23 protein-coding genes and 1 pseudogene are annotated in these 26,959 nt (G+C 65.2%); 16 read left to right on the top strand and 8 right to left on the bottom strand.

All coding sequences use genetic code 11. The annotated features are described in order from the left end of the window. Nucleotides 1–32: 32 nt before the first annotated feature. The 4 genes from OYT95_RS01100 to OYT95_RS01085 form a co-directional block, all read right to left on the bottom strand. On the bottom strand, nucleotides 33–1,298 hold the full coding sequence (locus OYT95_RS01100) for an ATP-grasp domain-containing protein (RefSeq protein ID WP_128638709.1): 1,266 nt from the start codon (nucleotides 1,296–1,298) through the stop codon (nucleotides 33–35). Between the two features lie 8 nt (nucleotides 1,299–1,306). Next, nucleotides 1,307–2,476, bottom strand: a complete 1,170-nt coding sequence (locus OYT95_RS01095; protein ID WP_268790662.1) for an MFS transporter — start codon at nucleotides 2,474–2,476, stop codon at nucleotides 1,307–1,309. An 83-nt stretch (nucleotides 2,477–2,559) separates the two neighbouring features. Further along, nucleotides 2,560–3,669 (bottom strand): AMP-binding protein, encoded by a 1,110-nt coding sequence (locus OYT95_RS01090; RefSeq protein WP_245973279.1) that lies wholly within the window; start codon nucleotides 3,667–3,669, stop codon nucleotides 2,560–2,562. 289 nt (nucleotides 3,670–3,958) lie between these two features. After that, a complete protein-coding gene (locus tag OYT95_RS01085) occupies nucleotides 3,959–4,489 on the bottom strand; it encodes a phosphopantetheine-binding protein (protein WP_268790661.1) in 531 nt (176 codons plus the stop codon). Between the two features lie 369 nt (nucleotides 4,490–4,858). Here OYT95_RS01085 and OYT95_RS01080 point away from each other — a divergent pair, with 369 nt between their 5' ends. The 6 genes from OYT95_RS01080 to OYT95_RS01055 are packed head-to-tail and all read left to right on the top strand — an operon-like array spanning nucleotide 4,859 to nucleotide 11,827. Beyond that, the gene (locus tag OYT95_RS01080) at nucleotides 4,859–6,319 is read left to right on the top strand and encodes a KamA family radical SAM protein (RefSeq protein WP_268790660.1); all 1,461 of its coding nucleotides are present in this window, start codon (nucleotides 4,859–4,861) and stop codon (nucleotides 6,317–6,319) included. Further along, nucleotides 6,316–6,684, top strand: a complete 369-nt coding sequence (locus tag OYT95_RS01075) for a cupin domain-containing protein (protein ID WP_037239283.1) — start codon at nucleotides 6,316–6,318, stop codon at nucleotides 6,682–6,684. Before OYT95_RS01080 ends, OYT95_RS01075 begins: the two co-directional genes overlap by 4 nt. Further along, nucleotides 6,681–7,781, top strand: coding sequence for a MupA/Atu3671 family FMN-dependent luciferase-like monooxygenase (locus OYT95_RS01070; RefSeq protein ID WP_268790658.1), 1,101 nt, complete (start codon nucleotides 6,681–6,683; stop codon nucleotides 7,779–7,781). Before OYT95_RS01075 ends, OYT95_RS01070 begins: the two co-directional genes overlap by 4 nt. Continuing rightward, nucleotides 7,765–9,108 (top strand): lysine N(6)-hydroxylase/L-ornithine N(5)-oxygenase family protein, encoded by a 1,344-nt coding sequence (locus OYT95_RS01065; RefSeq protein WP_112302356.1) that lies wholly within the window; start codon nucleotides 7,765–7,767, stop codon nucleotides 9,106–9,108. The genes OYT95_RS01070 and OYT95_RS01065 overlap by 17 nt, the downstream gene beginning before the upstream one ends. After that, the gene (locus OYT95_RS01060; protein ID WP_268790657.1) at nucleotides 9,105–10,610 is read left to right on the top strand and encodes a class I tRNA ligase family protein; all 1,506 of its coding nucleotides are present in this window, start codon (nucleotides 9,105–9,107) and stop codon (nucleotides 10,608–10,610) included. Before OYT95_RS01065 ends, OYT95_RS01060 begins: the two co-directional genes overlap by 4 nt. Beyond that, on the top strand, nucleotides 10,607–11,827 hold the full coding sequence (locus OYT95_RS01055) for a saccharopine dehydrogenase family protein (RefSeq protein ID WP_268790656.1): 1,221 nt from the start codon (nucleotides 10,607–10,609) through the stop codon (nucleotides 11,825–11,827). The genes OYT95_RS01060 and OYT95_RS01055 overlap by 4 nt, the downstream gene beginning before the upstream one ends. Here OYT95_RS01055 and OYT95_RS01050 read toward each other — a convergent pair. After that, nucleotides 11,765–12,457 carry a thioesterase II family protein gene (locus OYT95_RS01050; protein ID WP_442972540.1) on the bottom strand — a complete coding sequence of 231 codons (693 nt, stop codon included), beginning with the start codon at nucleotides 12,455–12,457 and terminating at the stop codon, nucleotides 11,765–11,767. The two genes, OYT95_RS01055 and OYT95_RS01050, sit on opposite strands and share 63 nt — an antisense overlap. Nucleotides 12,458–12,515: 58 nt before the next feature. On the opposite strand from OYT95_RS01050, the gene OYT95_RS01045 reads away from it, so the two are divergent. Both OYT95_RS01045 and OYT95_RS01040 read left to right on the top strand, forming a co-directional pair. After that, nucleotides 12,516–13,739: an ATP-grasp domain-containing protein gene (locus tag OYT95_RS01045; protein WP_255221687.1), complete on the top strand. Its 1,224-nt coding sequence runs from the start codon at nucleotides 12,516–12,518 to the stop codon at nucleotides 13,737–13,739. Beyond that, the gene (locus OYT95_RS01040; protein ID WP_268790655.1) at nucleotides 13,740–15,098 is read left to right on the top strand and encodes a GNAT family N-acetyltransferase; all 1,359 of its coding nucleotides are present in this window, start codon (nucleotides 13,740–13,742) and stop codon (nucleotides 15,096–15,098) included. 398 nt (nucleotides 15,099–15,496) lie between these two features. Here OYT95_RS01040 and OYT95_RS01035 read toward each other — a convergent pair whose 3' ends face one another. Both OYT95_RS01035 and OYT95_RS01030 read right to left on the bottom strand, forming a co-directional pair. Beyond that, the gene (locus OYT95_RS01035; protein WP_268790654.1) at nucleotides 15,497–15,817 is read right to left on the bottom strand and encodes a hypothetical protein; all 321 of its coding nucleotides are present in this window, start codon (nucleotides 15,815–15,817) and stop codon (nucleotides 15,497–15,499) included. 9 nt (nucleotides 15,818–15,826) lie between these two features. Beyond that, nucleotides 15,827–19,330: a serine/threonine-protein kinase gene (locus OYT95_RS01030; RefSeq protein ID WP_268790653.1), complete on the bottom strand. Its 3,504-nt coding sequence runs from the start codon at nucleotides 19,328–19,330 to the stop codon at nucleotides 15,827–15,829. Nucleotides 19,331–19,786: 456 nt separating this feature from the next. Here OYT95_RS01030 and OYT95_RS01025 point away from each other — a divergent pair, with 456 nt between their 5' ends. From OYT95_RS01025 to OYT95_RS00995, 7 genes and pseudogenes are all read left to right on the top strand, one after another. Further along, nucleotides 19,787–20,185, top strand: a complete 399-nt coding sequence (locus OYT95_RS01025; protein ID WP_037239253.1) for a hypothetical protein — start codon at nucleotides 19,787–19,789, stop codon at nucleotides 20,183–20,185. A 352-nt stretch (nucleotides 20,186–20,537) separates the two neighbouring features. After that, nucleotides 20,538–20,735 (top strand): annotated as a pseudogene (locus tag OYT95_RS01020) (TerD family protein); the annotation flags it as partial. A gap of 74 nt (nucleotides 20,736–20,809) precedes the next feature. Then, nucleotides 20,810–21,265 carry a helix-turn-helix domain-containing protein gene (locus tag OYT95_RS01015; protein ID WP_442972539.1) on the top strand — a complete coding sequence of 152 codons (456 nt, stop codon included), beginning with the start codon at nucleotides 20,810–20,812 and terminating at the stop codon, nucleotides 21,263–21,265. A gap of 7 nt (nucleotides 21,266–21,272) precedes the next feature. Then, nucleotides 21,273–22,463, top strand: coding sequence for a PIN domain-containing protein (locus OYT95_RS01010; protein ID WP_268790651.1), 1,191 nt, complete (start codon nucleotides 21,273–21,275; stop codon nucleotides 22,461–22,463). A 485-nt stretch (nucleotides 22,464–22,948) separates the two neighbouring features. After that, nucleotides 22,949–23,122 (top strand): hypothetical protein, encoded by a 174-nt coding sequence (locus tag OYT95_RS01005; protein WP_156046727.1) that lies wholly within the window; start codon nucleotides 22,949–22,951, stop codon nucleotides 23,120–23,122. Nucleotides 23,123–24,488: 1,366 nt separating this feature from the next. Continuing rightward, nucleotides 24,489–24,632 (top strand): hypothetical protein, encoded by a 144-nt coding sequence (locus OYT95_RS01000; protein ID WP_268790650.1) that lies wholly within the window; start codon nucleotides 24,489–24,491, stop codon nucleotides 24,630–24,632. Then, nucleotides 24,620–25,687: a DUF2207 family protein gene (locus OYT95_RS00995; protein WP_268790649.1), complete on the top strand. Its 1,068-nt coding sequence runs from the start codon at nucleotides 24,620–24,622 to the stop codon at nucleotides 25,685–25,687. The genes OYT95_RS01000 and OYT95_RS00995 overlap by 13 nt, the downstream gene beginning before the upstream one ends. On the opposite strand, the gene OYT95_RS00990 is transcribed toward OYT95_RS00995, so the two are convergent. Next, entirely contained in the window at nucleotides 25,681–25,887 is a 207-nt protein-coding gene (locus tag OYT95_RS00990) for a hypothetical protein (protein WP_037239242.1), read from the bottom strand. The genes OYT95_RS00995 and OYT95_RS00990 overlap by 7 nt on opposite strands. Before the next feature lie 581 nt (nucleotides 25,888–26,468). Between OYT95_RS00990 and OYT95_RS00985 the strand changes: the two genes are divergently transcribed. Next, nucleotides 26,469–26,882: a hypothetical protein gene (locus OYT95_RS00985; protein ID WP_037239240.1), complete on the top strand. Its 414-nt coding sequence runs from the start codon at nucleotides 26,469–26,471 to the stop codon at nucleotides 26,880–26,882. Nucleotides 26,883–26,959 lie beyond the last annotated feature (77 nt).

The raw sequence follows: 26,959 nt of genomic DNA, 5'->3' as shown, positions 1-26,959 counted from the left end.
CCACATCCGCGCTCTCACCCAACCGTTCCCAGTCAAATCGGCGACGTTGAGCGCAGGGGAGGGAGGAGCACCCGGATCTCGGTCGCGTCCAGAGCCCCTCGGGCTCGCGAAACCGCTACTCGCGGGTCGTCTGCATATGCACGAGCATGTCCGAACCGTGAATCAGAAGTGCGCAGTGGCTCCAACCTGGCACCAGCAGCGCGGTACAGCTCCACTTCGCGCACACCCTCGCCGAGTCGAGCCGACTCGAGGCCGCTTATCGACTCGAGCGTGCAGTCCATCTCGCTTGACGCGAACCAGATTGCCTCGTACATGGGTGGTCGCGTCGCCGCGTGGGCGAGCTCGGCGCGGAGCCCGTTGAGGAGGTTCCGTTCGCCGAGGGCCTGGCGGACGGTGTACTCGGTCAGGTTCACCGCAAGAGCGTCCTGGACCAGCTGGGGGATGCAATCGCCGGCGAGCCGGGTGTGTGTCTCGATGATCCGAGGCCCGCCCTCGGTCAGCACCAACTCGGTGTGGGTCGGGCCGAAGCCGATCTCCAATGCCGACAGCACCGAGCGGACGTAGGCGCCGATCGCTGCCAGTTGGTCGGCGCTCACCTGGGCTGGCAGCACGTGGCCTACCTCGACGTGGGCAAACGGGTCGGAGTACTTCTGGGTGACGCAGACGATTTCGTGAACGCCTCCCTCGGAAAATGCCTCCACGCTGACTTGCGACCCGATGTGTAGCCGTTCGACCAGCACACCTCCGCTGGTCCACTCGCCGGTGACGCCGGCTGCATCGAAGGCGGTCGCCAGATCGGCCTCGGTTTCGATCCGGCGGATTCCTATGCTCCCTGCGCCGACGGCGGGCTTGGCGATGCAAGGGAATCCGTGGATCCGTGTAAACTCGCGCAGCTCGGTGACGGACCGGACGATGGCGTGGGGTGTGTCGTCTATGCCGAGCGCGGACAGCCGCTCCCGCATGCTTGGCTTGTGGTGCACCCAGTGAATGGTTTGCCTGGTGTGCATAGGAAGGCCGAGTTCCTCTGCGATCACGGCTGCCCGATCCTGATCCCGTTCGGCGAACGACGCGATCTTGGTGAAGGGGTCGAGGCGATGGACCGCTGACGCAATCGCCAGCCACTCCTGGTCGCTAGCCTCCGCCCGCAGACCCAATATGCGCTGATGCAAATGTTGCTCACGCAGTTTTGGCACGATGGCGAGCTGGCAGACGACCGATGTCCGCACATCGGTGCCCAAGGACCGCAACAACCCTGGCATGGTCATGCCTCCACCGACGACAAGCACGTGATCGGACATCGTTCGCCTCATTTCGAAGCCGTTAGGTGAATGTCATTGCCCCGAGAGGCAGTTGATATCGTCGTGAAGCCAACGGTGGCCGCGGCAAAGACGATGGCGAGAACAAGCCAACCGGTTGTGGGCAGCGCGAGTACCACACCGGTCATGAGCACCGGCCCGACGATCCGCTGGAGGCCGGATCCGCTGTTGAATGCGCTGAGGTACTCGCTACGGCGGCCATCCGGAGCCAATTCGAAAGATACCTGCCACGCCGCGATGCTATGGAGGTTCTCACCCAGAGTGAGTAACGCAACTGCCCCCGCGCAGAGGGCAATTGCCGTTGATCCGGTGATTCGTTCGGCGGTGAGACAGCAGAGACAGGCGGCGACGAGGGCACCGGCGGCGACGAACAATGTCGAGTTCGTCGCGGTCGTCAACCGCCGAATACGGCCGAACCCCAGTTGCATCACCACCGTGAGCCCGGTGTTCAACGCGAGCATCAGTGAGACCCACAGTGGCGAGGCCCCCAGCCGCAACACCATCCACAGTGGCAGCAGGACAAACAAGACGGAGTCGTGTAGAAGCAACAGACCGTTGAGCCCGGCCAGGCTGAGAAACGCCGGGTTGCGCAATGCCGGTCTCGAGGTTCCGCAATTCTTCTCCTCCTGTTGGGCCGGTGGTGTTGCACTGCGGCGAAGCGAGTACACGACCCACGCAAGTACGAGAAACGAGGTCCCGTTTATCGCGAGGAGGCCCGCCACCAGTGGCTGCGAGTGCGTCGTCAATGCGGCGCCCGCGACGAGAGTTCCGGCGCCGAGTGCGACGTTGCGCGCGGCCCTGATCGAGGACATCACCCGGATTCGGGCATCACCGGCGAACAACTGCGCTACCAGCGACTGTTGTAGTGGCGGCGTCGCCGCCTCCAATGCCATCAACGGAAGTGTCAACAACAGGAAGGTGACGTACTGGGTGGCCAGGGCATAGGCGACGAATCCGACTCCGCGCAACGCGAGGGCAGTGCAGTAAATCCTGATCAGCCCGAATCGGTCCGCCAGTCGTCCCACGAGGATGGGACTGAGGACACCGAAGACCGCGCCGGCCGACATTGCGGCGACGACCGAGTTGGCGGTGAAACCGACGATCGTGACGAAGTAGACGATCGTGGCAGCCGCGCTGATTCCGGTGCCGAATGAGTCCACGGCAGCGCCTCCGACCAGGCGCTGCATGCTTCTCGGCTGCGAACGTGCCGGCGTTGTCGGCTCACTTGCGACGTCGGGAACGCTCATGAGTTTCCCGTTGTGCCGTTGCGAAGTGCCGCACGATCGACCTTGGCCCGCCTGTCCAACGGGAGTCGCGTGACTAGGAGGATCTTGTCCGGCAACTGGGCTGGGGCGAGCGTGTCGAGCAGCGCCATCCGAATAGCGCGAAGTGACAGCGCGTCCGCACCTGCGGATACACCGCAGTACAACACGATCCGACCGCCCTGCTGCACCACCGCGGCTGCGGCGTCGACGGCCGGGACTGCGACCGCCGCTGCCTCGATGGCCGGCAACGAGACCTTGACGCCGCGGCGCTTGACGACGTGGTCCAGTCGGCCTTCCACAACGACGCTGCCGTCGGGCGCGAGCGAGGCGAGATCTCCGGTGCGCAGTCGACGCCGGCCCGCCGCATCACGCTCGAATCGGGTCGACCCCGTGACGGGTGTGAGGTAACCCAGCGCGAGGTCCTCACTGACTATACAAAGCTCCTGGGCATCGTCGAGGTCATCGACCGGCACGAGTTCGACCGCGGTACCAGGTATCGGTGTGCCGACGGGCACGATTGCAGTGTGTACCTCGGCGCCCGCCGGCAGCACGTGGCGAAGTTTGATCACGGTGGACTCGGTGGGTCCATACAGGTTGATGACGACCGGGTAAGGGGCGTGTGTTCGCCAACGCCTCAGCAGTGGCTGCGGAAAAGGTTCGCCGGACACCAGGAGTCGCCGTAGGCGCTCGGTCGCCGAGCGGACCGTTGTCGGGTCGGCTCGGTCCATCGCCGTAACCAACCGGGCAAGCATCGATGGAAGGAGGCACACCATTGTGGGCTGATGCTCGGCGAGCCACGTCAGCAACGTCGTCCCGCCGGTGAGCGCGGCAGCTGGTGTCACTGCGATCGTCGCGCCGGCGACCAGAGCGCCAAGTGTCTCCTTGAACGAGAAGTCGAACCACGGATCCGCAGTGTTGGATACCACATCGCTCGGGGCGAGGGCCAGTTCTGCCTGCTGCCATTGTAGGTAGCGAGCCAGCCCACTACGCGAGCCGACGACGACTTTCGGTTCACCCGACGTGCCCGAGGTGGTCAGCAGGTATCCGCAGCCTTCCGGCGTGTCGGGGAGGGTGGCCGGATCGCTCATGGAATCTGGAGGAACTGGTAGGAACGGGCGTTCGGCCAGAATGCATCCCACCATCTCGGTGAGAGACTCCACGCCCCGTGGTTTTCTGATCAGAACTGGGCCCGTGCCAGAGGTGAGTTTCGCGGCGAGTTCCCGCGATTTCGTGAGCAACTCACCATAGGTCAGGACGGCATCGCCTTGCACGACTGCACGGTGCATCGGGTCGGTCCCGCACAATCCGGACTCGATCAGCCGACGCAGTGGGACGTCGATCGAGCCGGCGGCGTAAGTGGCTGGTGAGCGCATCGCTCTACCCGGTGGGATGGTCGGTGACGAGGATCCGCACACCGGCAGTATCAGAGTCGCAATCAAACCGCAGCACCGTCCCTCCCCGTCGTATCAGCACGTCGCCGCCCTGCATAGGAAGGCGTGTGCAGGCGCCGTTTCCGCGGGCCTGACGCAACAGCGCAACCCGGGATCCGTCGCCATCGCCGTAGGCGAGCGTCACCTCGGCGGGCAGCAGGGCGTCCGCCGCCGAGGCACCGAGTTCAGCCAAGGCGTCTGCGACGACGCCGAGGTCGAAGGCAGCGGCCAAAGTTGTGCGGTATTCGCCGAGACGTCGATTCAGATGGTCGAGATAGCTGGAGAACTCACGCGGAGTTGGGGCCAGATAAAGATCTCTGAGTTCGACCGGCAATCCCGTGGACACCGAAAGTTCCGAAACGATCGAGGCGGCGAGCAACGAGTTCCCGTCGAGGTCGAAGAAGAAGTCGTCATCGGGCCGGACAGAAGCCCCGTCGAGTAGCCGACTCCACAAAGCTGCGATTGAAACGGCATCCATAAGTAAATCCCTTCCAGCGGAACGCCCAGGACGAATTGCTCAATGAGACAATCATTTAGGAGAGATCACCCCCAAATGGACAGACACATCATGGGCGCCGGACACGCTTGGAGTAAATCCACCCTTGGTGTGGAGTATCGGACCCCTTGCCCGGCAGATGTGGCTTGGCGTCGCGCACCTTGCACGTCAGTCGCGTTCGGGAATTGCGCTCGGTACCCCGGTGACGCATCTATCGGCCGTAGTTGGGCGAGTAGGTTCCGCGCCGATCGGACGGCCCGTGGATGGGTCACTTTGCACCCAAGGGTGTCTATCGGTGGCGTGGAGAGCCACCCATGATTTTTCCCAGGCCGCCGAGGAGTCGGTCTCGAGATGAGGACGAACGACCTGACCACCATCGAACTCGCGGAGTGTGTCTCTGCCGAAACCGGGTTCGAGCTCAGTCGGGCGATCTTTGTCGGTGGTGTTTCCAGCGGGCGCGACGATTGGATCGGGGCAAGCTACATGAAGAACCCAATGCGAACCTTCCGCGGCGTGCAGCTTGCCGACCTTCCGCAGCTTGAAAAGTTCACGGAGCAGGACCGGCACGAAATGCGGGTCGTCGCAAACCTATTGCCTTTCAAAGTCAACAACTATGTTCTCGATGAGTTGATCGATTGGTCGTCGGCTCCCGACGACCCTATCTTTCGGATGACCTTTCCGGTCCGAGAGATGGTGCCTCCGCGTATATACGATTTGGTGTCGGACGCGCTCTTGAACGGCGTTGACCGAAAGCAGCTGGAAGCAATCGCGCGGAAAGGCCGCCAAGACCTCAACCCGCATCCGTCCGGCCAGCGTGAGTACAACGTGCCGCTGCTCGACGACGAGCCGGTTCCTGGGCTCCAGCACAAGTACCGACAAACGCTTCTGGTATTTCCATCCCAGGGTCAGACGTGTCACTCGTACTGCGCGTACTGCTTTCGTTGGGCGCAATTCGTCGGTGATGCGGACCTGAAGTTCGCAGCACCGGGTCCCGGTCAGATGACCGATTACCTCCGTGGCCACCGGGAGGTCACCGACGTGCTGCTCACCGGCGGCGATCCGCTGATCATGTCGACTCCGGTGCTGGCCCGGTGGGTCACGCCGTTGTTGGCGCCTGATCTGGAGCATGTGACGAACATCCGCCTCGGCACCAAGGCTTTGGTGCAGTGGCCGTACCGCGTCACGTCCGGACCTGATGCCGACGAGCTGCTGCGGCTGATCGAGGCGTGCGCTACCGCGGGAAAGAGCGTCGCGATCATGCTGCACGTCTCGCACCCACGCGAGCTCGAAAGCGAGGCGGCAGCGGCCGCCGTAGCAAGGCTGCGTTCAGCGGGGGCCATAGTCCGAGCGCAGGCGCCGATTATTCGCCACGTGAACGACTCACCGCACGCGTGGGCAACGATGTGGCGGCACATGGTGCGGCTCGGCATCCAGCCCTACTACACCTTCGTCGAGCGCGACACCGGCGCGAGCTCGTTCTTCGAGGTTCCGCTAGCCCGTGCGCTGACCATTTTCCTGCAGGCGCAGCGTGCTGTTTCCGGTCTGGCTCGCACTGCTCGTGGCCCGGTCATGTCAGCGACCCCCGGCAAGATCGCCATAGATGGCGAGACGGTCGTGAACGGCGAGCGGTTGTTCGTACTGCGTCTGTTGCAGGCACGTGATGAAGCGCTGGCCGGCACGCTTTTCTTCGCCGGACACAGCGAGAGCGCCGTCTGGATCGACCAATTGACCCCTGCTCTGTCCCCGTCATGGCCGTGGGAATCATCTCGCGATCGCACCCGACCCGAACCCATTGAAGGAGTTAGTCGATGACCACAGACTCGGTCACCCAGGGCATCGTCCACAGTGTCAACGGAAGACTGCCGGAGCTGGCATTCGAGAACAGGCCTTCGGGCGCGAAACTCGGAATCTTCGATCTGCCGAAGATCGAGGCCTCCGTAGCGCCATTCACGCTGGCACACATCCGTGTGCCCGCGGGCGTCACCACCGTCGAGGATCACCATGAGGTGCGGGAGATTTGGCTTGTGCAGTCCGGGTCGGGGATTCTGACCCTGGACGGCGTCCGGTCGAGGGTGCGGGCCGGCGACACGTTGTACTACGAGAGCTATCGACGCCACCAACTGCACAACGACGGCGACATTCCGGTCGAGATCGTGTCGATCTGGTGGCGTCCGTGAACGCCAGGCCAAGCTTGAGCGTGATGTTCTTCGCCGGTTCGGTGCCGGCGGACCGCACCGACCGCTACCGCTTGGTTCACGACGCCGCTGCGGCCGCCGACCGTCTCGGCTACGAGGCGATCTGGTTGCCCGAACGTCATTTCGACGTCTTCGGCGGGCTGTTCCCGAACCCGTCCGTTCTGGCCGCCGCACTTGCGGGCACAACGACGCGGTGTCACCTGCGCGCCGGGAGTGTCGTTGCGCCGTTGCATGATCCGATAAGGATCGCCGAGGAATGGTCGGTGGTGGACAATCTGTCCGGTGGTGGCCGCGTCGGGCTGTCGATCGGTTCCGGATGGAATACGAACGACTTCGTGTTGGCGCCCGACCGGTACGAGACCAGGGTGGCCGATTCGCGGGCCTCCATAGCAGAGCTTCGCGCGCTGTGGTCCGGACGGCGGGTCGCCCGGCGTAACGGCTCGGGCCGGACGGTCGAGGTGGCTATCCAGCCGCCACCACTTTCCAGTGAGCTGCCACTGTGGTTGACCGCCTCGGGAAATCCCGACACGTTCATTGCGGCAGGACGATTGGGAACCAATCTGCTGACGCACCTGCTGGGCCAGGACCTGGGCGAGCTGGCCGGCAAGATCAAACTTTACCGTGACGCGCGAGCGACGGCCGGCCACGACCCCGGCTCCGGCCGGGTCACCCTGATGCTGCATACGCTGGCAACGGCCGACGACGCGCAGGCGTGGACGGCAGCTCGCGCACCGTTGCGGTCGTACCTGCGATCGGCGCTGGAGCTGGAGCTGCGTGCGTCGGCTGGTGGTGGCCGGGTGAGCGGCGGCAGACGACTTGCGTTGCCCGCGTTGTCCGAGGCGGTTGTGGAGGAATTGCTCGACGAACGCACGCGCCGCTTCTTCGACGACGCCAGCTTGCTCGGCGCCGTGCCCAAGTGCCTGGCAATGCTCGAGGCGGTCGCCGCCGCCGGAGTGGACGAGGTCGCCTGCCTGATCGACTTCGGTCCTTCGAGGCAGTTCGTACTGGACAGCCTGAATCGTCTCGCACCGCTTGCCCGTCCCGAAGTCGAGGGAGCAGTCAATGTTGGAACACCTTGATCTGGTTGGTATCGGTGCAGGTCCGTCCAATCTGAGCGTCGCAGCGCTTTCCGCGCCGATCGGTCGGCTGCGGTGCAAGTTCTTGGACCGGCAACCGACACAACGTTGGTACCCCGGTCTGATGCTGTCCGCCGCGGTGCTGCAGGTTTCGCACCTGAAGGACCTCGTAACCTTGGTCGATCCGACGAGTCGCTACACCTTCCTGAACTTCCTCGCGCGCACGGGTCGGCTCCACCGCTTCGCCAGTTTGCATACCCCGCTGATCGCTCGCCGAGAATACGAGAGCTATCTGCGCTGGGTCAGCGACCAGTTGGATGAGGTGCAGTTCGGGTGTGCGGTCGAGGAAGTAACATTCGACGGGCAGGCGTTCAGGGTGGAATCCACCCGAGGTGCGTATGCGGCACAACACCTGTCGATCGGGGTCGGCCCGCGGCCGTACGTGCCGGAGGTCGCCACCGGCAAGCTCGGTGAGGATGTGTTCCACTCATCTGACTTCGGCTACCACACCGATTCGCTCGCTGGCCGCGACGTCGTGGTAGTCGGTGGTGGGCAGAGCGGCGCCGAGGTGGTGGAACACCTTCTGCAGCTCTCTGGCCGGGATGCCGTCGGCTCGCTCACCTGGGCGAGCAGGCGGATCGGGTTCCAGCCGCTCGACGAGTCGCCGTTCACCAACGAGTGGTTCCACCCGGACTATGTTCGGTATTTCCACGGCCTATCGCAGAGCCGTCGTAGCCAGTTGCTCAATGCCCAGCAGCTCGCCAGCGACGGCATTTCGAAGGGGCTGCTGGAATCGATCTACCGCAGGCTGTATCACAACGATTTCGTCGATTCGGATCGCATTCGGACCACCCTACTGCCTGGCCGTGAAGTGACCGGACTCTGCCGTGGGCCGGGTGGCAGGGGCTGGCGGATGAGCCTGACGCACATCGATACCGGCGAAATCGATTCGGTCGGTGCCGATATCGTGGTCCTCGCCACCGGGTACCATTTCCCCCTTCCCGAGTTCCTCCACCCCCTCGGGGGTCGTATCGCGCGTACCAATTGCGGCCTGCCACAGCTTGCAGCGGACTACTCGGTTTCATGGGCGGGCCCAGCCGGAAACAAGATGTTCTTCCTCAACGCCGGAAAGCTCAGTCACGGCATCGCGGATCCCAATCTCAGCCTCGCCTCGTGGCGTGCGGCCACTGTATTGAACACGATCACCGAGACCCCGTTGTATCCCGATCTGCGTAGCTCGACGTGTTCATGGGACGTCGCGGATCGTGCTGCCACCCATCCGCCGGTGGATTCCGGCGTCGACCTGCTGACGGAAAGTAGCCGACCATGACCCAGCACCTCATCGTGCCGAGCAATCCCACGCCGAACGGGGACCTGCACATCGGGCACATCGCTGGACCGTACATCGGTGCGGACGCACTACGGCGTGCTGCCATCGCCCGGGGTGAAGACGCCGCTGTCCTGCTCGGCACCGCCTGGCAGCAAACGCATGTGCTGTTGGCCGCCCGCCGGCAGGGTCGCGATGTCCTTGCTGTCGCGAGCGAGTTCGCCGCCCAGATCGAGGAGTCCTTCGCCGCAGCCGATATCGGGTACGACGTGATGCTTCGACACGAGGACATGCCGTCGATCGAGCAGATGACCCGGCGCGCATGGTCGACGCTGCGCGAGCTCGGCATGATCGTGGTGCGGGATTCCGTCGCACACTACTGCTCGCCATGCCGAGCGTGGCGCTTCCAGGGACTCGTTGCCGGTCGCTGCCCGCGTTGCGGGTCGTCTGACGCGTACGGCATCGACTGTGAACAGTGCGGTCTGTACCACGACGACGCCGAACTGCTCGACGCCGTGTGCACCGTGTGCCACGAGCCGACAGAACTTCGGCCCCTGCGCCGTGCGTTCCTCGAGCTGGAACCACAGCGTGCCTGGTTCGAGCAATACCTGGGCAGCATCACACTCGGCGACCCGGTCCGCGAATACGCGGAGTCCGTGCTGTCGGAGGCGCTGCCGTCCGTTGCCGTCACGGTACTCGGCGGACCGGGCATCCCGGCCTTGGACGAGGAGTTGCCAGGTCAGACCATCTACCCGGCATTCGAGTTGGCACCCCGCTATGTCGTCATGACTGCGCGACACCGCGCTGGTAGTGCCTACGAACCCGCACGCACCAGGACCACCATGGTGTTCGGTGTCGACAACGCGTTCGAGCGAGTATTCCTTTTCCCCGCAGTGCTGCGCGGGCTGACCGAAACGCACGCTCCCTTTCCGGACGTCATGCACTCGACCTACTTCTACATGCTCGACGGGGCCAAATTCTCCACGTCCCGCCGACACATCGTCGGCGTCGCAGAACTTGTCGGAGTGGCGGGAGCCGATGCGGCCCGCCTGTACCTCGCTGCGAACCGGCCCGAGCGTTCGCCGACCAACTTCACCCGATCGGCATTCGAGGAGTCGGCAGAGGTCTCCGCGGTACGTCGGCTGCGAGCGTGGGCGGATACCGGCGAGGTTCCACCCGGTGATGCGGATACCGGCGAGGTTCCACCTGGTGATGAGGACTCTTCCAGAGATCCCTGCATCGAGCTCGAGCACGCGGCCTCCGAACTTGCCGATGCGCTGCGGCCCGAGAGCCTGTCCTGCCAGAACGCGGCTCGGGCGGTGCTCACCCTGACCGGGTTGGCCGGGGCATCCCACGGTGACAGGTTTCGGGACGCGGTCCTGAAGGTCCTGGTCAATGGGGCAGTGCTTGTCCCGGACACCGCGGCCCGGTTGGCCAGCGCCTTCGCGGTGCCGCGAACGCGCTTCGATGGTGCCGCACAGCGCACGAGTGGAGGACGAGGATGAGCGATCCCGTCAGGTGCGCGCTGATCGGCTGTGGTCCGATGGGCGCCGCCGCTGCCCGCGAGCTGGTGCTTTCCTGGCCCCGCCAGGGGGAGCCGTTGCAGCTGACTCTGGTCGACCGCGACGCGAGACGGCTGCGTGCGCTCGCAGCGGCCCTACCGGCATCGGCCGGCGTTGCGGTCGAAGCGCACCACGGCGACGCGGCACACCATCCCACCCAGCAACTACTCGCGGAGCAAACGGTGTTGGCCACCGCCCTGTCGTGGGTCGATGCCGCACCGGCGCTCGATCTCACGCTGGAGCACGGACTTCGGCTGGTGGGTATCGGTCGCCCTCCAGCAGATCCCCGAACAGAACTGGCTGGTCGCGCATCGGTATCCGGTGCTTCGATCGTTGTCGGCGCCGGTCTCGAGCCCGGTTTGACCGAAATCCTCGCGCGGCGATTGGCACGTGACCTCGATGTGGGCGGAACCGTGCACTCATACTGTGGCGGGGTCCCACGGGCACCGCGACCGCCGATGCATCACGTGTCCTGGTACGGCACGCGCATGACGATCGACGCGCGACCGACCTACCAGTTTCGCGGCGGCGTGCTCCGTCAGGTCGAACGATTCAGTGGGGTCGAAATGGTCGACGTCCCCGGCCTCGGCTCGCTGGAAGCGTTCCACGACGGTCTGTCGCCCTACGTCGGCGCCGATGCCGTGCTCGGCTCGCTGGCCGATTACACGGCCAAAACGCTGCGGTGGCGGGGCTATGCCGATCGTGTCCGGCTACTCGCCGAGATTGGCCTGCTAGGGGAGCTGCCGGTCCAGACCATCGACGGCCCGGTCCGTCCCCGCGCGCTGCTCGACGCCATACTCGCTCCGCACATTTCCCCTCAGCTCGGGGACACCGACGTCACCGTGCTGGCCGTCCAGTCGAGCGGAACTTCGGGCGGAACGCCCTCGAACAGGTCGACCGTGACTATCGCCGAGACCGACGCCGTCACCGGCGTCACCGGTATGGGACGACTGACCGGGGCGGTGCACGCCGCTGCGATTCGGGCAGCATGCGGCCTGGGAGCAGGTGTTCACTACGCCCACGAAGTTCTGGTCGACGGGAAGGCGGATGCACTTCTCGAGCGATTCCTCGCGACGGGGATATCGGTGACAGAACACTCAGACGCGTGGCTGACCCGATCGCAGCCGGGACACGGCGGCACGGAGGACCGCGATGAGTGAATCCGTCGGATCGCTTGCCGCGAAGTGGCCGCCCGGCAGCGTGAGGTGGGTATGAGAGGCCGAGGTGGCCGCCGACCACCGACGAACTGCGGCGGCGTCGACCACCACATCGTCGATGTAGCTCAGCGCTGTCACCGGCGCGGACACCCGGACACCATCCCACGAGTAGCTTGCGCTCAGCTCGAAATCGGCGCGCAGCAACGGAATCAGCATGTCCTGAACGGACTGGTCGAGTGCATGCGCGCCCCACGACTGGACCGTGGCCAGCAATTCGGCATCGGTCTGGTGGGTGAGTTCTCCTGCAATTCCAGCGCACTGCGGACCCTGCCGCGCGGACACCACCAGCTCGACGTCCACCGCGTCGTCGGCGAGCAGTCGGGCGGCCTCGAACGCCACCGTAGCCCCGATGCTGTGACCGAAAAGGACAACCTGAGGTTGCTCGAGAGCGAGAACCCTGCCTGCCACGTCCGCCGCGGCCGCGGTGAGCGACGTCGCAAGCGGTTCGTTCATGCGCTCCTCATGACCCGGCCGCGACAACGGCACCACGCGCGCCCCGTCCACAGCGCGCGGCCACCGGCGAAAGAACGACCGGCCGGCACCGGACGGCGGCACGCACACCACCACTGCCATGCACACTCCGAACAACGACAAGGGGACTAGCAATATGGTACGTCGAACGATCGTCTTCATGGGCACTCGGCGTGTCCCTCTGGAAGTGCAGGCAGCACTGCTCTCCGCACACGCTGCCGGGTATCGAGTTGCCCTGGTCACCGGGTCGGTTCCGCCGATGTGCAAGAACCTGGTCGACGATGTCGAAATCGTCGACATCTTCGACCGCCCAGCAACCCTGCAGGCAGCCATGGCACTCGCGGCCCGCAGCGGGGCAGAGGGCGTCGTGTCCTGGACCGACATCGGTGTCGAGCTGGCCGCCGCGTTGGCAGAGCGATGCGGATGGCCGGGTCCTGGCACCGAGGCAGCGCACCGGGCTCGCAACAAACACTCGATGAGGTCCGCGATGGCCGATCAGGCGCAGTTCATTCCACGGTTTCGGCATGTCCGTTCCCTGCCGGACCTGCAGTCGGCATACGAGGAGATCGGCACACCTGCGGTGCTCAAGCCGGCGGGTGGAAGCGGCAGCAGGTCCATACTTCACGTCGAGGACGGGGCCGACCTCACCGCGTTGTACGCGCACGCGTCCCGGCTGACCACCACGGACATTTCTCGGTTGTTTGCCGACTACGAAGGCGAATTCGTCTACGAGGAGCGTTTGGGCGGCACCGAGCACAGTGTCGAGGGTTTGGTCAGTGACGGGAAAGTGCATATCGCGGGGATCACGGACAAATGGGTGACCGAGCCGTACTACGTCGAGTACGAGCAGGTGCACCCCACCGCTCTGCCGGCAGCCGCGCAGCGCAGCGTGCACGACCTCACTGAAGCCGTGGTCAAGGCGATCGGCCTGAACTGGTGTGCGTTCCATCTCGAATGTCGCGTCCTTCCCGACGGGAGTGCCAAGCTGCTCGAGATCGCCGCCCGGCCGGCCGGTGGTTACATCACATCCCACCTGATTCCGTTCGCCACCGGAATTCCCTTCCACGAAAACCTGGTTCGAGTGGCAACCGGACAACAGCCAGACATGATTCCGACTCGGAATCGGTACGCGGGCAGCCGCGGCGTACTCAGCCCGGCGCGGGGCCGCTTCGGCGGCTTCGACGGTCTGGCCGAGGTTCTCAACATCTTTGGAATCGAGCACTTCGTCTTCGAGCGTGAAATTGGTGGGAACATCGTGCTCCCGCCCGGTGACGCACTGAGCGCCGTGCTCGGTTACGCGATCGCCCGATCGGTCAGCTACGACGATGTCCGCGACGTTCTGCGGCGCGCGGTGGCGCTGTCCCGGCCGCGAGTGGAGACCTAGATGCGCGCCAACGGATTACCACCGGTCGAGCGGATCGAGCTCGGGGCCGGGTTGACCGGGCGGGTAGTCGCCACGGTCGACCTACTCGTGCAGGAGGGTTTGGCAGCGTCGAACGGGGAGGCGGCGTGGACCTCGCCTGAATGGTGGCGCTTTGTGGAGGCCGATCCCGACCACGAATCGCTGTATCTGGTCATCGACGGTGCGGACAGCCGACCGGTCGCCGCAGCACCGGCGTTGATCGTTCGGGACACCCGAGGCCTGCTGTTCTACAACGGTCCGCGGATCATCGGTGATCTGTCCGCGATCGGCTCGGTCTCCCATCTCGCGCCGGACGAGCAGGCAGCGCTGCCCTGGTTGACCGCTGGGGTCGAGGCGGCGCGGCCGGCACTTTACCCGTCGCTGACGGTCGGCACGTTCGGATCGAGCCTCGGACTGCGGCCCTTTGCACCCGGTCGCATGACGCTCCCCGTTTCAACTGTCGTCCCGGCGCTGGCCAGACTGGCAGAGGTGGTCGCCGAACTCGTCGGCTGCCGAAGCCATGCACTGCTGTACCTCGATCCGGAGGAGGACGCCGCTTTGGCGTCTGACGCCGTCGTCGCCGGACTCTGTCGTTCGGTGTTCGGCGGTGAAGGCGTTCTCGACGTGCCACACGGCGGCTTCGACGACTACCTCTCGATGCTGCCCAGTTCGCGGCGGAGGACCATCCGTCGCGAAATCCGGGCATACGCCGAGTTCGGTGCTCGAACCGAAGTCGGTTATGGCCCAGGGGCGCTCACCGACGACCATGTCCGATTGCGGTCGGCATTGCGGGAAAAATATGGTCACACGGCCGGACAAACATGGGCGCGTAAGGAGTTCGACACTCTCCGCGAAACTGTGGGCGAGCGGCTCGTCGTGTTCAGCGCACGCGGGACCGAACAGATCCTCGGATACTTGATGGCGTTCCGGTTCGGCGATGTGTTGTATACGCGTGCTGCCGGCTTCGACTACGAGGCATCTTCAGGTGCATACTGCTACTTCAACGTCGTCTACTACGACGTCATCAAATGGGCCCAGCGCAATGGCGTGCGTCGAATCCACTACGGACTCGGAACCACGGCTGCGAAGGTCTGGCGAGGATGTACGCTGCGGCCGCGCTGGGCCTACTTCGGCCTCGGGCCCGGCGCTACGCCAGACACGAGCGATATGATCGCAATCCAGAACGCAACAGCATCACGGTTGCTTGCCAGTCTCGGGGCCGAGTTGGAGTACGGGAGCATGGCAGGGGCGGAGCGGGATGAGACCCTCCCCGCCGATGCCGCAAGTTCCGCGACGATGTCGTCCGCGTGGCCCACAACCGTGAACTGGTGGAGCCTCTGAAGCAGATCGCGGCCGATTTCGGGATCAGCGAGTCCTGCCTGCCCATCTGGTTGTAGGTGCCGTCCTCAGGCGTTACCTGCCATCGCGATGAGTCCACTGTCGACCCGAACACCGAGGTACCTGCCCGTCTCGGGACTCCGCGGTAGATAGGGCCGGGTCAGGTACGAGTGTCTGGTCTAGAATGTAAGGCTGCCTCAAAAGGGAGATCGCGAAACAAGTTTGGCGCACCACACGGAGACGCGATGTTGACCGCCACTTGGTGGTGGGGCGGAGGCATTCCGTGCATGCCGTATTCCGCCAACATGCCAAAATTGTCGAGTGCACCCTCCCACTGCCCGTGGGCCGCAGCCGCGAAGGGCGAACGCCCTTAATCTAATTCAGTTATGACCAGTAATTCATCATATCTCCGGTGGCCACTTCCAGCCGCGGAGAGCGTAGTACTTCTCGCGGGGCTCGCCGGTCCAACCGTTGATGCCTTTCCGCGGAAGCCACCAGGCGTGGATCAGCAGCACGATCGCGACCAGCACTCCGAGCAGCACGAAGAACCAGAATCGCCCGGCCGTGGCGGAAAGGAGGACCGACAGCCCGCAAAACACGGCGATCTTCCCGATCCGCCGCCACGTCGGGGTGTGTTCCTCCCAGTGTCCCCACACGATGGTGCCCACGGCCGTGATCCCGCAGATCACGGCGATTTCAAACCAGTAGGGCCAGCTGCTCATCGTCCACCTTCAAAGCGTGTGTGGCACCGCGGCAGCCGTTGCCGCCTGCAGGAAGGCCGCCGGTACCGCCGCCCATTCCGGCCGCCAGTGCCCCTCGCGCTGATCGGCGTGTAACGCCGCCAGCAGCGCGGCGAGGCGCGGACCTCCGTCTGGCAGGAAACGCGCGAGTCGCAGCGCGGCGCAGCGCGCGGCGATCTCGGCGAGCAGCGCCTTCGCCTCGTCGACGCGGTCCGCCGCGGCCAGACACCCCACCGACAACCGCTGGGCCAGCAGCAGTGAATACCTGCGTTCGGTGCCATCGTGGTGATCCACCCATTCTTGGGCCCAGAGGCAGGCGAGCTCGGGATCGTGCCCGTGCAGCAGCCGGATCCCGGTGTCCTCCTCGATCTGCGCGATGATCGCATCGATGCCGGCGACCGGCCGTCGGCGCTGCGCATACTGCACCGGCGGCGGCCCTGTCAGATCCGCCCCGAGATCGAGCCCCAACCGAATTCGCTCGTTTTCGACCGTAGCCCGCAGCCGTGACAGCGACATGGCCTCGGCAACCCGCATGCCCTCGTTGAGCCGGATGGACGCCTCGGCCGGGTCGCCTCGCAGCACCTTGATGCGGGCGCCGAGCGCATAGCGCGCGAGCTTGAAATCGACCGGCCCTGGCTCGCCACCGAGGGTGTAGCCCTCGTCGAGCAGCCGCTCGGCCTCGTCGAGTTCGCCTCGGTGGTAGGATAATTCGCCGAGTACTGACCCTGTCAGCCGGGCCGCGAGCGAGTGCCGACCGGCGGTTCGGCGGGCCGTACGGACCGCCTTGCGCACCCGATTCTCGGCGGCGTCGAGTTCGAGCTGTTCCATCTCGGCGAGACCCAACCAGCACTGCCCGTGCACGAGGAGGTAGGGGCCGGTGTTGCGCTCGTAATATGGCAGCGCCCACTCCTGCAGGCGGTGGGCCTCAGCGAAGTCGCTGCGGGTGCTCGCGGTGAACGTCGCGAGGTTCGCGGCGGTCGAAACAACCCACGGCGGCAATGCATCCGGTTGTGCCAGGGCGGCCGCGACAAGCTTGTCAACCGGGTCGGTGTGATCCGCGCGCGACTCGACCACCGCCTCCACCACGGCGGCATCGACCCGAAGTTCGGCGACTTCCGATCCTTCCAGCACGCTGTGTGCGAGCGCTGCGTCCACCATAGCGAGCGCCTGCCGCGCGGCGTCGGTGCGGTGCATCAGAATGTCTGCCCAGGCGAGGAGCAGCTGCAACCGTGGTCGCCCCACAACCAATCTCGGCGGGAGTTTCCCCACTAGCCCGAGCAGTGTGGTCACCTGTGAGTGGTCGATCAGGTAGACGCCGCCGTCCTCGACCAGTTCGACGGCGTGCCGTTGATCGTCGGCGGCCAGTGCGTGATCGACCGCGTCGCTGAGCATTCGATGCGTGGCGAACCATTCGCATGCGGTGCGGTGCAGCTCCTGAATCTTCTCCGGTCGATCTCGCTGCAGTCGTTGCCGAAGGAAGTCTGCGAACAGTGGTTGGTAGGCGAACCATTGGCCCTCGTCGTCGACGCGGCGTAGAAATAGATCGCGCTCCTCGACCTCGGCCAGCATTTCCTGACCGCGCGATACGCCGGAAAGTGCGGAGGCCAGTTCGCCGCAGATCCGCTCGGTGACCGACGTCGCCAGCAGGAAGTCGAGCATTGCGGGATCGAGGGAGGCGAGCACATTCTCGGTCAGGAATTCACCGATGGCATGGTGTCGGCCGGACAGATGCGCGATCAGCAGGGTGGGATCGTCGCAGTCACGCAGCGACACCGACGCCAGCTGAAGTGCCGCCGCCCACCCGCCGGTCGATTCGGTCAGATCCTCCACGTCGCCGCGATCAAGGTCCAGTCCCGCCAGGTCGACGAGGAAGCGTCTCGACTCGCCTTGGTCGAATCGCAATGCAGTGGAGTCGATCTCGACCAGCTCGTCGTGCACCCGCATGCGGCTCAGAGGAAGACCGGACTGGGTTCGGCTGGCGACAACGATTTGCGCATGGTGGCAGCCGTTTTCGAGCAGGAACGCCAACGCCGATCGGGTGTCGGCGCTGCTGACCTTGTTCCAATCGTCGATGACCACGGCGACCTGCTCGCCTCGCTTGTGGATCTCGTTGATCAGCGACGTGAGCACGTAGCGTTCCGCATCGTCGCCGTGCTCCTCCAGTGCCGCCCCGAGCTCGCGGGCCAACCCGGGACGCACCACCCGGATCGCCTCGATCAGGTGCGCGAGGAACCAGACGACGGTGTTGTCGTCGTGATCGACGGTGAGCCACGCGACCGCAACGCCCTCGGCGGCGAGGGCGTCCGCCCACTGGGCGGCCAGCGCACTCTTGCCGAATCCGGTCGGCGCGTGGATCACGACGAGCCGCCGCCGCTGCCCGGCCCGCAACTGGTCCAGCAGGCGTAGGCGCGGTACCAGCTGCCCAGCCCGCTCCGGTGGGCTGAATCTGGTCGCTGCGGCGGGTGGAGTGATCGCCGCCGTGGACGACCGCCACGCGGCGGTCCGTACATAGGTTGGGGTGAGGCGAGGCCGCGGCACACCCTGCTGCGGGCCGCTGTGCTGTCCGGTTCCCCGCACCGACGGTCCGGGCCCCGCCGAGATCGGGACCGGCATCTCGTCGACCGCCAACCCGTGGTGGCCCTGCAGGTCGCGGAGCAGTTCGCCCAGGTCGGCCGCGGTCGGCGGCCGGGTGGCAGGATCACGAGACATTGCGTGCTCGAGCACCTCGCACACATCCGCCGGGATGCCCTCGGCACGAAGATCGGGGACGGGGTGCCGCGCGATTCGCAGGAACTGCGCAACCACCTCCTCCCCGCTGCGACGCTCGAAGACTGCGTGACCGGTGATGGCACAGAACAGGGTGGCGCCGAGGCCGTAGACGTCCGCGGCGGGGTTCGGCGCGTCACCCTGCAGCACCTCCGGCGCGGTGAAAGCCGGCGAGCCGGTCACCGCGCCGGTGGTCGTTTCGAATCCGCCGGCGATGCGTGCAATGCCGAAGTCGGTCAGCTGCGGCTCGCCGTAGTCGGTGAGCAGAATGTTTCCTGGCTTCACGTCGCGGTGCAGCATTCCGGAACGGTGCGCGGTCTCGAGCGCGCCGGCGACCTTGACGCCGATGTGCGTTGCGGACTGCCAGTCGACAGGGCCGGACTGGTGAATGTGCGCGTCGAGCGATCCACGGGGGTGGTATTGCATCACCAGGTACGGTCGGCCGGAGTCGGTGGCGCCGACGCCGAAGATGCTGACGATGTGCGGGTGTCCGGACAGCTTGCCCATCGCACGTTGCTCGCGCAGAAACCGTTCGAGGTTGTCCGTCTCCAGGTCGGCGGTGAGCACCTTGACCGCGACCATCCGATCGAGGAAAGGCTGTCTGCAGCGGTAGACGACGCCGAAGCCGCCATGACCGATTTCGTGCATTGCTTCGAATCCGGCGTCGGCGAGCTCCGCTGCTATCCGCGTTGTCAGGTCACGTTTCGTGGCCAGTGGATCAACGGCCATGGTTGGCCCCTGCATCGCCCCTCGGTGCCCGTCATCGGGCGGTCGTGGGTGTTCCCGAACAACCTCGAGCATAGCCCGATCGGCAGTCCTCGTTCGGTGGGCGCGCGAAGCTCGATGTCCTTGCCCGCCGGTGCAGCTTCGACATGGAGAAGAGTCCACGAGATCATCGAACAGCGCGGTAGTGAAACGAGCTGGTTCGGTGACGTCGTCCGGTCCAAGACCGGGGCTTTCCGGTCGGGATCTGACGACGGCCCCGAGGCGGGAAACCCGGCAACATCCGCCGCCCCGAGTCGGCGAATGAGTGTTCGGCGCCGAACCGGACCGCACTGAGTGCATCATCAATGACTCGACGGGAAGCATCGGCCGCACCTGGCTTCGACACGACGGTGGTCGGTGGCTACCGCGCAGGTGCCTCGACGGCGCCACGTGGTTGCGCGTGGCGATACTGTTCTCATCATGATTGCGCGCGTCGACGTTTCGCTGTTGCTGGCGTCCGCCCGGATCGGCGTCGGCGTGTTGCTCATCGCGGCGCCGACCGTCGTGTTGCCTCGCGAGGACGCCGGCAACGGTACGAACGCCGTGCTGATGCGGACGGTCGGGGTTCGCGACCTCGTCCTCGGTGGGGGTGCGGTTCTGGCCTGGACGCGGGGCAGGCCCGACGAATTCCGCCGCTGGGCGTCGGCCGGGCTCGCCAGTGACACCGGTGACCTCCTGGTGGGGATCTGCGGCGCCCGCCTGGTCGGACGGTCCGGTGCGATCAAGGCCGTCGCGGTAGTGGCTCCGTGGGTGGCTGCCGGCGCTGTCGGCCATGTCAGAGGATCGCACCGACAGGATCGGGCCCCGCGGTCTCGATAGACACTCCGCACATTCGTGGGCTGCGGGCCTTCTGTCCCTGGGACACCGCGATCTCCACCCGCACATCGGATGGCTGGCGTATCGAGAGTTTGACCCAGCACGTCAGCTGGTCCGACGGCGAATAGACGCCGTCATGGAAGCCACGGGGCCGCTTCCAGACGCAGATGAGAACGATGACCTCGACCGCGGCGAGCATGGGCAACCGACAGGGTGTGCGTGCCCGACCTCGTTCCCGCGGTTGTCTTCGGACTCGACAGCGACTGGCGTGTCGGGATCAATCCCGGTAGCACGAGTGTGATCGACGAATCGATGCAGCTGGCCGAAGGCCAGACCCTGAACGCCGTCGAGCACCGTGGTTGCGGTGGAGCAGGTCGATGTGGTGCTCGGGTGGACCGAGTCGGAGGTCGAGGTCGACGCTTCGGCTTTGCTGCTGGACTCCGGCGGCAAGGTTCGCTCGGATGAGGATTTCGTGTTCTACAACCAGCCCGAGTCGACGGACGGGTCGATCCGGTTCCTGGGTACGAGCGGCACCGAGGAAGGTGGGCATGCACCAGATGGGCGGAAGCGAGCCTCAGATCGGCGGATTGACATTGCGTGTTCGTTTTTTTCGTTTTATGGTGGGGTATGGGTGCTCTGATGAACCACACGGTGTTGCCGCCGGGCGCCGACGATCGGGATCTTCTCGCCGCGCTGAAGGCTGTTCTCGCTGGTCATGAGGATGTGTCGATCTCGACCCCGGACGGTTCGGTGCCGTTGCCGGACAGTGTTCGGGGGTTGCTCGTCGACGCGGTCACAGCATTGGATCGGGGGCAGGCGGTGACGGTGGAGCCGCATCGCACCGTGCTGACGACGCAGGAGGCCGCGGAACTGCTGGGCATAACGCGGCCGACCCTCGTGCGATTGCTGGAGGCGGGGAAGATCCCGTACACCTCACCGGGCCGGCATCGGCGGGTGGAGTTGGCGGACGTGCTCGAATTCCAGCAACGTGAACGCGGGCGCCGCGGCCAGGTGTTCGAGGAGATGGCGCACGAAGAAATCCCGGACCCCGCCGCCGCGGACAGCTTCGTGTCGACCCGCTGATCCGAACATGGCTGCCTTTCGGGTGGTTCTCGATGCGTGCGTCCTGCTTCCCCGGACCCTGACCAATCTGCTGCTCACCCTCGCCGATGCCGAGTTGTTCCGGCCGGTGTGGACGCCGGATCTGCTCGAGGAGGTCGAGCGCAACCTGTCCGGCGAGCGGTTCGGTAAGTCGCCGGAACAGGCAGCGCGGCGAGTGCAGCAGATGCGCAGGGTATTTCCCCTCGCGGAGGAGGAGTCACGCGGATACCGGGAACTGATCCCCGCGATGGCCAACGATCCGAAGGACCGGCACGTCCTGGCTGCGGCCGTACGGTCAGGTGCAGCACTGATCGTGACCGCCAACCTGAAAGACTTCCCTCCAGCGGCCCTCGACCCGTTCGACATCGAGGCAATCGACCCCGACGAATTCCTCTGCGATCAACTCGATCTGGACCCGGAAGCGGTGTTCGAGTGCATACACGTATTGGTCGCCCGCAATACACTCCCGCCGCGCACGGTGGGGGAGATGCTCGAGTCACTCGAGCCGCTGACCCCGCGGTTCGTCGACGCCCTCCGGGCAGAGCTTGTCGCACCGGACGAAGATCCTGCCGCCGGTGCGGCACCGGCGGCGTCGTCCCTTCCGGAGCTGACCGACGAGCAGATCGACTCCTTGCCGCCCGAGGTGCGGCAGACGTACCGGCAGCTTCGTGCGATGGATCCGGTCGAACGGGTGCGGTTCCTCGGGCATGCGGAGTTGGTGAGTGCGGTGTGGGCGTTCCTGACACCGGTGTGCGTGGACGGGGATCTGTGGTCGGTATGGCCGAATGTGGATCCCGAGTTCCGGGTGGTGCTCGCGCAGAAGTGGGTGCAGGACAACCACTATCAGATGACCGTTGACGGGTGGGATGGTCACGCGGTCGCGGCGGCCCTCGCGGGACCGACGCCGGATCATCCGCTGTGGGTGCATTTCGAGCGCGTGCATGTGCGGTCATTCCGCACGATGCTTCCTGATCCGGCGACGTGGGGAATCAGTTCAGCCGCAAGGATGGTCGCCCCAGGAGTCGAGGCGCTGTACGTGCTCGATGTCTCGACGCTCGAGGGCGGCCTGTGGCAGCCGAACGATCCCCGGTACGTGTGCCCGGTCCTCATGCGCTTCGTCGACGGGCGATGGCTGGTGCGAAACCTGGGATCGGAGGAGAACCCTGCCATTCCGAACTGAAATCGGAACACGAAGCGTAAGTTCGGCACCGCACCGCCAGGCTCACCCTCCTACGATGAGGGTAACCGGCCTCCGCGCGCCTACGACCGGTCCGAGTATCAAGGGTAGCTGCTGTCCGAAGGTGTCAGCGGCATCGGCGCGGTACCGACGAGGACGGGATCCTGGTCTGGCTCCGGAGAGTCGGGCACAATGTGACGGTCACAGCGAACCGAAACACCGGGAGGGAACAATGTGGGAATTGCCAATTGAAGGCGGCATACCGTGGCTGGTCTGGCTCGCCGACCTTGTGATCAACGGCTCCTGACGCCGCTGCAGGTCGACAACACGGGGGTTTGTCGACCTGCAGCGATGACATTCGTCGGGCTGTCTCCGTTCCTGGTGTTGTTGCACGCCGCGTTCACGTCACCGTGAGATGGGCTTTGGTGTTGGTGCTCTCCGCCCGCAGAGCGGTACTGGCGCAAGGGTGCGCACTGCCTCTCGGGTCGGTGCGATCGCAGCCACCGTCGCCGGTGTGGGCAGCGGGGCAGCGTTCGGGTACTCCACCGACTCCTGCAACGTTCGTGTGCGTCATCGTGGTGGTGGCCACCGTGATGACGGTAGCTACTGCCCTCGCCCGCGTGCTGAGCCTGGTCCCGGGTGTGCACGCCGGCACCCGCTGATCGCACCCCTACCACCACGCCGTCCTGGCCGCGGGAACATGTCAGCTCGGATTCTCAGCGACAGTTATCCCCTTTGCAACATCGGATGTCTCAGCGGCACCGACTTACTCTGCCCCGTCCTGCAGGTGACCACCGCTGACCGGCCCGGTGAAAATTCCGGTGGCCGGGAGTTGGTGGAGCAACATCAGTGGTGTGCCACACAGTGAGCAGGAACGGGTATTCTGGGAGCTCGGCAGGTCGGGGCCAAATCCCAGGCGGGAGTGTCAACGATGCGCTGTACGAGAACTCGCCGATTGTGTGTGGCATGGACTATTGCATTTGTGGCCGGTTGTTCGCTCCCGTTCGGATCGGCTGCTGTTGCGGGGGCGGAACCGCCGCCGTCAGCGGTGACTACGGCGTTTGCGGTGCCTGCGACGTTTGTCTCGGGATGCTTCAGTCTGCTCGTGTGCGCTGTGCCGCCGGTAGTGTCGGTGACACCGTCGGCATCGATACAGGCGCTTGGCGTAGTGACGTTCACGGCTGAACAGTCGCCCGTGATGACCACGCTGGACTGTATTGACCTGGCGGTGAACTGGCGAAATCTGTCCACTGGCGCTGCCGGTACCACTGTGCTTCGTGGCGTGACGCCAATGGGTTTCAGCCGACCGATCGCTGCGGTGGATTGGTGCCGGTATACCCCGGTCCGGGTGGTTACCGGTAGCGGTACGGTCGCCGCGTTTGCGGATGTTGTTGCGTCCGTCGATCCCAATCGGTTCCAACTGTCCGTCGCTCCGGGATTCGGAAGCGTCGGGGTTCCCTAGCGGTAACCGGGTGCCGGCCGGTCAAATCCCGTGAGGTGCATGACGTCGTCGCGTGATTCCTCGCTTGGTTGTTATGCGGTCAGAGCCGCCCGTATCACCGACCTCATTGTCGACGGGCTGCGCTCGACTGCTTCTTCAGGCTGACTCGTCGAGTGGTCGAGTCGCGCCGCGGTGCTCGCCGTCCAGTGTGGATGGCGCACCGGCCGAGACGTGGAATGTGGCGGTTCGGCCCCCAGTTGCGGGTACCATCCTTGGCTGGGCGCGGGATGCAGACGTGGTCCGCCCATCCGTTGATCCTGTGGCCGGCATCTTCGGCGTGCCGGGTGTTGTCCGGGCCGATTGCGATGCTGCGCTGCTGCCTCGCGGCGGGGGCTCTTCAGGGACGGTCGCGGTGGCGGGATGCACCGTGCGCGGGGAACGTCGTCCCCCGCGGGGGTGAGGTGCCGGGCACCTGGGGGATCGGTTGGTAATCCAATGTCGTCTGGTTGTGGGATGTGGATGTGTCGAGGATTGCGGTATCCACAACGTTCCCGGCAGCGAGGTAGGGCGAATGTACGACAACGGCGATGAGTACGAACCCGATTCTGGCGCAGAGGAACGCGAGCCTGCTTCTGGCGGAGAGGAACGCACCGAGGCTCACGATCGCGCGGTGGGTGCGTCGAGAATGCGTGCTGGTGTTGCCGTCGTTGTCGGTGGCGTGGCAGTTGTAGGACTGCTGTGGCCGTTGGTGTGGGGGCCGGCATCAACTGTGCGTGGGCCTGCTGCTGTCGTCGGCGACTCGTGGGTGCTCGCCGCGGTCGCCGCGGGGCTTTCGGTCGTGGGGTGGGGCGCGGGTATTGTGTGGTCGCGAAGTGCCCGTGAGGAACTCGGCGAGGTGCCGGTGCGGTATGGACCCTTTCCTGGTCTGGGGCCTGCACAGACCGAGTATGTGGTGAGGAAGTGGATCGGTGACAGCGCGCCGACGGCGACACTGCTCCATCTGGCCGAGCGGTCCGTGGTCCGGCTGGTATTCGTCGAGGACGAGCGCTGGCGGATCGAGGGGATCGGTACACCGGATCGATGGGCGCGGATCGACCCGGTCTCGCGGGCGTTGGCCGATGTCCTCGGAATCCATACGCCGGGGGCGGTTTTCGTTGCCGACGGCTCGGTGAAGTCGGGATATGCGGTGAAGGAGGGCATGCGCGTGATGTCCGATGCGTGCCGGGCGTGGGCGGCGCAGGACGGTCTGCTCGCGATCTCGGTCAGGACGTGGATCGGACGGACGATGGCATCCCTGTGCATGGTACTGGCCGTGTTCGGGTTCCTCGGTGTGGTCGGTCCGACGATCGTCGGTGTTCCATTCGCTGCGTTCGTCATCGGCTCTGTGGGGGTGTTCGCGCCCGGTACGGGTCTTCGGCACACACGGGAGGGGCTGCAGGTCTGGGCCCGAACAGCCGGTTTCGAGCGGGTGCTGTCGGGTCGATCGAGCACGATCGGGTCCGCCGCGATCGGTGAATGCTTCCTCGCCGCGGTTCCCTACGCGTTCGTCTTCGGTGACGCCAACCGCTGGGCGGTGCGGTATCGCCGCGCGACGGGACGGGTTGCCCCTCACCCCGGCTGGTACCCGTCGACCTCGTTGAACGACGACGCCGTGGGTTTGTACGCACAGGTCGGTTTCAACAGCCTCGACGCCACGTTGTGTATGGCCCGGTATCGGCTCGAGGCGGCCGGGAGCCGACCGGATACCGTTGGAGACCATCACGTCGGAGCGATGGGCGGTTACTGAGTGCGAACGCCCGGCGCCCCCGACTCGTCGCCCGCGATGGAGATCATCGAGACCGCGAACCGCATGTAGGTGGCCAGTGAGGCGGAGCCCTCGGCAGCGGAGATCATCGCGCCGGCACTGAGCGTGAGCCAGACCGTCGCCGCGATAATCAGGGTGATGGTGCGTGTTCGGGCGAGGGTGGTGCGTTTGTCGGCCAGCACAGGTCCCCCCCCACGTGCGGGAGCGCCCCTTGGGGCAACTCCCCGTTCTTCACGCCGAGTCGACGGTCATGCACGGCGTCTTCGCGAACCGATTCCGCGTCCGGGCGCTGTGTCCGGGCTTGGTCGCCGACTACATCTGCGTGCTTATGTCGGATTACACACCTGGTGATGCGTTCGCGGGCCCGCGGTGGTGATTCACGTGCGAATGCGAAACGAATCAGCAGGATCCCACCGACAATTGGTGAGCGATCAGCTGCTCGGCATGCCGCAGACTGCATCCTGCCACACGTGTCACCGCGCGGAGACGTCGATCAGGCTCATGGCACGGTTCCCGACCCGCGGGGCAGTCCGGTGCGAGCCCGTCGGGGCGCTCAGCAGGGACCTTTCATGTCGCAAAAGCCGACAGAAATCAGTAATTGACGAGTGAAAAATCAATGCCTACGGTAATTCCGGATGTGAGCGGTATCACGCGGCAACTGTAGTGGCGTGCCGTGCGCCAAATGCCGACGCTGTCTCCAATCCAGTGAAATATGCATCTGCACAGTCTATTTGAGACACATAACTGAACGGGAGTCGAACCGATGAGCGACAAGCTGAAGTTTTTCTCGCAGGAATGGTGTGAACGGGCGCTCGAAGCCGTCAACGCGAACACGGAGGTGTACAAGGGTTTCAAGGACCCCGATTCGTTCACCAACCGCATGGAATTCGGCACCATCGGTAAGGACGATGTGGCCTGCCATATCGAATGGGAGAAGGCCAAGATCGTCTCCTGGACCATCCGTAAGTTCGACGAGAGCGACCTGTGGTTGAAGATCAACGGGACACTCGAAACGTGGCAGCGCGCGGCCGTGGGCGACGCCGAGGGCGGAAAACTGCTGCTGGCCGGAAAGGTCAAGTTCGCCAAGGGCCCGATGTCGGCGGCCATCGAGAACGCCGGAGCTTTCAACAACTTCCTGTTGTCGTGGGGACAGGTGCCCACGGACTGGGACGTGTAACCAAAGAACCAACGGCCCGTGTGGGACTTGCGTGCTCGCCAGGCAAGTCCCGCGCAGGGCCGATATGACACATCGCC

The organism is Rhodococcus sp. JS3073 (assembly GCF_026810085.1).
Taxonomy (GTDB): Bacteria; Actinomycetota; Actinomycetes; order Mycobacteriales; family Mycobacteriaceae; genus Rhodococcus_F; species Rhodococcus_F wratislaviensis.
Note: the sequence above shows the minus strand (reverse complement) of the source record. Positions and strands in the feature narration are given on the sequence as shown.

Bases quoted from the DNA above. Each gene is read 5' to 3' on its own strand.
- OYT95_RS01035 (WP_268790654.1), bottom strand. From the start codon at position 15,817: ATGAGCAGCTGGCCCTACTGGTTTGAAATCGCCGTGATCTGCGGGATC.
- OYT95_RS01045 (WP_255221687.1), top strand. From the start codon at position 12,516: ATGGGCACTCGGCGTGTCCCTCTGGAAGTGCAGGCAGCACTGCTCTCC.
- OYT95_RS01080 (WP_268790660.1), top strand. From the start codon at position 4,859: ATGAGGACGAACGACCTGACCACCATCGAACTCGCGGAGTGTGTCTCT.
- OYT95_RS01090 (WP_245973279.1), bottom strand. From the start codon at position 3,669: ATGAGCGATCCGGCCACCCTCCCCGACACGCCGGAAGGCTGCGGATAC.
- OYT95_RS01010 (WP_268790651.1), top strand. From the start codon at position 21,273: ATGGCTGCCTTTCGGGTGGTTCTCGATGCGTGCGTCCTGCTTCCCCGG.
- OYT95_RS01085 (WP_268790661.1), bottom strand. From the start codon at position 4,489: ATGGATGCCGTTTCAATCGCAGCTTTGTGGAGTCGGCTACTCGACGGG.
- OYT95_RS01100 (WP_128638709.1), bottom strand. From the start codon at position 1,298: ATGTCCGATCACGTGCTTGTCGTCGGTGGAGGCATGACCATGCCAGGG.
- OYT95_RS01075 (WP_037239283.1), top strand. From the start codon at position 6,316: ATGACCACAGACTCGGTCACCCAGGGCATCGTCCACAGTGTCAACGGA.
- OYT95_RS01025 (WP_037239253.1), top strand. From the start codon at position 19,787: ATGATTGCGCGCGTCGACGTTTCGCTGTTGCTGGCGTCCGCCCGGATC.
- OYT95_RS01040 (WP_268790655.1), top strand. From the start codon at position 13,740: ATGCGCGCCAACGGATTACCACCGGTCGAGCGGATCGAGCTCGGGGCC.
- OYT95_RS01055 (WP_268790656.1), top strand. From the start codon at position 10,607: ATGAGCGATCCCGTCAGGTGCGCGCTGATCGGCTGTGGTCCGATGGGC.
- OYT95_RS01050 (WP_442972540.1), bottom strand. From the start codon at position 12,457: ATGGCAGTGGTGGTGTGCGTGCCGCCGTCCGGTGCCGGCCGGTCGTTC.
- OYT95_RS01060 (WP_268790657.1), top strand. From the start codon at position 9,105: ATGACCCAGCACCTCATCGTGCCGAGCAATCCCACGCCGAACGGGGAC.
- OYT95_RS01030 (WP_268790653.1), bottom strand. From the start codon at position 19,330: ATGGCCGTTGATCCACTGGCCACGAAACGTGACCTGACAACGCGGATA.
- OYT95_RS01065 (WP_112302356.1), top strand. From the start codon at position 7,765: ATGTTGGAACACCTTGATCTGGTTGGTATCGGTGCAGGTCCGTCCAAT.
- OYT95_RS00985 (WP_037239240.1), top strand. From the start codon at position 26,469: ATGAGCGACAAGCTGAAGTTTTTCTCGCAGGAATGGTGTGAACGGGCG.
- OYT95_RS01000 (WP_268790650.1), top strand. From the start codon at position 24,489: ATGAGTACGAACCCGATTCTGGCGCAGAGGAACGCGAGCCTGCTTCTG.
- OYT95_RS01015 (WP_442972539.1), top strand. From the start codon at position 20,810: ATGGGTGCTCTGATGAACCACACGGTGTTGCCGCCGGGCGCCGACGAT.